Source organism: Sulfitobacter sp. L-8 (genome assembly GCF_056859255.1).
Map to the genome: position 1 here is coordinate 1 of NZ_JBSXOD010000039.1, position 3,430 is coordinate 3,430.

The 3,430-nt window shown below is 56.2% G+C and carries 4 protein-coding genes and 2 pseudogenes; all 6 read right to left on the reverse strand.

Features of this window, described 5'->3' with window-relative positions:
- Positions 1-127 precede the first annotated feature (127 nt).
- Complete coding sequence (locus AC13DE_RS05930; protein ID WP_483047353.1) at positions 128-511, reverse strand: hypothetical protein; 384 nt, start codon at positions 509-511, stop codon at positions 128-130.
- Between the two features lie 6 nt (positions 512-517).
- Entirely contained in the window at positions 518-814 is a 297-nt protein-coding gene (locus tag AC13DE_RS05935) for a hypothetical protein (RefSeq protein ID WP_237274059.1), read from the reverse strand.
- 44 nt (positions 815-858) lie between these two features.
- On the reverse strand, positions 859-1,503 hold the full coding sequence (locus AC13DE_RS05940) for an AAA family ATPase (protein WP_237274060.1): 645 nt from the start codon (positions 1,501-1,503) through the stop codon (positions 859-861).
- Positions 1,500-2,483, reverse strand: a pseudogene (gene repB, locus AC13DE_RS05945) (plasmid partitioning protein RepB); the annotation flags it as partial. The pseudogene repB and the gene AC13DE_RS05940, both read right to left, overlap by 4 nt.
- Positions 2,484-2,513: 30 nt before the next feature.
- Positions 2,514-2,744, reverse strand: coding sequence for a hypothetical protein (locus AC13DE_RS05950; protein WP_483047354.1), 231 nt, complete (start codon positions 2,742-2,744; stop codon positions 2,514-2,516).
- Positions 2,745-2,780: 36 nt separating this feature from the next.
- Positions 2,781-3,287: pseudogene (gene istB / locus AC13DE_RS05955) on the reverse strand (IS21-like element helper ATPase IstB); the annotation flags it as partial.
- Positions 3,288-3,430: the final 143 nt, after the last annotated feature.

Below are 3,430 nucleotides of genomic sequence, written 5' to 3' on the forward strand. Positions count from 1 at the left end.
CTGAACCACCTGAGGTCTCTTTTTGCCTATCTGCTCGCAGCAATCCTTACCGCCATGCAAATAACGAGGGGCAAGGCCGTCGGAAACCACCGCTCATACATAGCCGCTGCAGCCTGAATCACGTTGTTCAGAGTCGACTAAGTCGTTCTCTGGCCTGGGGGTTCTGGGACATCTTCCGCACATAGAAAGCCAAAAGAAGTTTGCGATGGCGCTTCGAAGCGCGTTCCGAAATGCGGGTTGCTGCGGCGTCGAGGACCTCGATATCAGATGCAGGCACCTGAGCCTCGAGGGAGACCTCGACGTTCTTCTGCGCCCGCCGGATAGCAGGCAGGGACTGGGCAGGGATCGCAACCACCTCGCCGCAGTGATCGCAGACAGAGGCCAAAATATCTTTCACAACCCCGGTTCCATCATCAAACGGGACATCACGATAGAGAAACGTGGTCTCTACCACATCCTGGCAGGATTGGCAGATCGCCTTGGATTTGTCCCCGGCACTGTAAAGCTTCATGGCGTGCTACCTGTGAACGCTGATAAAAATGGTATTGGGATCGAGGAAGTAGAACTTGATGTACCAGTCCTCCTTCCGAAGGATGTGAACGTCGACAGTCTTGACCATGTGGTGCGGTCGCATCTCATGATCCTGACCGCGGCACTTACTGATGACGTCAATGATTTCCTCCTCCGACACTGCGTTGGAGTAGAGCAAATTCTTTGTTTCGATCTCACGACGCGTCTCGACCTCGTAGGTCTTGTCGCGCAGAGCCTCTATCGCGCGTCGCTTGGCCTCCTTAAATCCAATCTTCTTAGTCAATATACGAACTTCCTCGTAAAAAATCAAGTTGAGGGTGCTGCTGATTACCGCAGTCTGCTTTGGACTTCACGAAATAAGGCTTTGATCTCGCCAACAGCCTTCGAGCTCGGCCGATCGAACTCAGTGATCGCCTGACCGGAGATCAGGGCCTGCATAAAGGCTTTGCGTTGGCCGAGCCGCGCTTTCGCCACTGGTACATCAGGATAGAGATCTTGAAGGACAGCTGCTGTATCGTCGCCTTCAGGGCCGACGGCGGCCACCTGGCTCAACACAAAAAGACCGGGGCGTCCGGTTTGCTGCATGATCTCAACCGTGCCGGCCGCGGCATTGATGTCGAAGGGCCCAGGACGAATGGGAATGACCACCAGATCCGCAGCTCGGATCGCGGCGTCGATTGTGCCTCCAGCATGGGGAGGCGTATCAAGCACCACGTAATCAGCGCCGTCATCTTCTGCTTGGGAAAGGTATGCGGAGAGATTACCCGGCATGGCCTGCAATACGATGGGATCTTCAAGCTCACGCAGCTTGGCCCAGTCAGCCACAGACCCTTGGGGGTCGAGATCCAGAAGAATGACCTGAGCATTCTTCTTAGATTGCATCGCCTGTACCGCAAGATGGATAGAAATCGTGCTCTTGCCAGCGCCACCCTTCTGCGTGGCGACAGCGATGACCTTCATTTTACGGCTCATGTTTTATCCATATTGTCGTCTACAGGGTCGTTACTATCGCTCGGCACCTGTGCCTCGTATTCCCGGAGCATTTGATCGACCAGAAGTTGGCCATTGCTGGCAAGCCAATCAAGAAACCCAGGTTTAGGCGCATCGCGCAGGGTAAGCTGCACACCGCTGCCGGTACGCTTGATTGTCCCTACAGGCTTGTTGTGTGAGGCGACCCATATCTCTTCACCTGCAGAAGACTTGGGCCCTGAAGGCTTAGGGGTAGGCTCCGTATGGAAAGCCGCATCGAAGAGCAAAGTGAAGCGCGCATCAGAGGAAGCTAAGTTGTCATCCGCCGTGTTGGCAGCTGCCAACACTTCTCGCATACGCCCCAGAGCCTCCTTGTCAGTCTCTATGTGGGAGACAAGCTTCTCCCAACGAGGACGCCCGATCCCTGAAGCCTTCCCTATGAAGGAAAGGATATCATCAGGGACCCCGCGACCGATCTTTAGATACCGTGATCTGTCTGTCTTTCCACACGAGAAGGCGATGTCGATGTCAGTCGGCGCAAGCTGTGCCTCGTCGATCATACGCACGGCCAATCGGGCGCGTTCAATGTAAGTCAGATCTTCCCGGGCAATGTTCTCGATTGCCTGGCTCATCACAAGCGACGCATCGTCGAGATCCTGGATCTCTGCGCGAACATGCAAGCCTGCAAGCTGACAGGCCGCAAGGCGCCGTCGACCAGCAACGATCTCGTACTCCCCAGGTCTCAGTGGATGGGGCCGAACCAATACGGGTACTTTCTGGCCTGCCGTACGTAGGCTTTCAGCCAAGATGGCGATTTCTTCTTGGCTGATATCAATGCGATCTTCCAAGCCGCCAGCATGGACAATAGCAGGATCGAGTTCGGCAATCCTGCCAGCCACTGGACCGGTGTTGGCAGCTGCCAACCCATCCTTCCTGGATTTTGCGGCCAGGTCCCGCAGGGAGCTTTTACGCGCTGCCATGGGGTGTTTCCTTCTTTGGGTGCAGGGGACGCATTAGCGGCCCGCCTGAGGGTCAGATTGTCTTTTGGCGGCACGCACCTCGGGCATCACAGCCGTACAAACCGATGCGTAAGGACACAGGTTGCAGGTCGTGTTCTCGCAATAGGCCAGCGCGTGCCGTGTATCATCACCGGGATAGGCCGCAGCGGGCGCATCATCCGCTTCTCGCCGGCTTTCAAGAACTTCAGTGTAGATTTCCACGCGAAAGTGAGCCGGGTTTTCCATCGAGAAGTGAGCCACCTTTAGGTTATGTTTCAGGTTTCAGGCTTGGGTCAAGATATCATTGCCCTCCCTCTGTTTCCGCGCCGCTACGGCTGCACTGGCTTTGAAGCGGAAGCTGTCATTGCCGGTCTCAAGGATGTGGCAGCGGTGGGTCAGGCGGTCGAGGAGCGCGGTCGTCATTTTGGGATCACCGAAGACCGTGGCCCATTCGCTGAAGCTCAGGTTCGTGGTGATGACAACGCTGGTGCGTTCGTAAAGTTTGCTGAGCAGATGGAAGAGTAACGCGCCGCCTGATGCGCTGAACGGCAGGTAGCCGAGTTCGTCCAGGATCACGAGATCAAGACGGACAAGGCTTTCGGCGAGATGCCCAGCTTTGCCTTTGGCCTTCTCCTGTTCGAGCGTGTTAACGAGCTCAATTGTTGAGAAGAAGCGGACCTTGCGGCGATGATGTTCGACGGCCTGCACGCCGAGGGCGGTGGCAATATGGGTTTTTCCAGTGCCGGGGCCGCCGATCAGGACAACGTTCTGCGCGCCGTCCATGAACTCACGTAACCATTCGGCGAAGGCCGTGGGCGCGCCGTATTGATCAGAGGTGTTCGGGTACGGCTTTTGGTTTACGCGGCTTCGGGGTCCATTTTTTGGCAAGACGCTCGAAGTTATCGAGGATGCGGCCGATCTCTGCCTCATCC

Coding starts and splice junctions, on each gene's coding strand:
- AC13DE_RS05950 (WP_483047354.1), bottom strand. CDS start 2,744: ATGGAAAACCCGGCTCACTTTCGCGTGGAAATCTACACTGAAGTTCTT.
- AC13DE_RS05930 (WP_483047353.1), bottom strand. CDS start 511: ATGAAGCTTTACAGTGCCGGGGACAAATCCAAGGCGATCTGCCAATCC.
- AC13DE_RS05940 (WP_237274060.1), bottom strand. CDS start 1,503: ATGAGCCGTAAAATGAAGGTCATCGCTGTCGCCACGCAGAAGGGTGGC.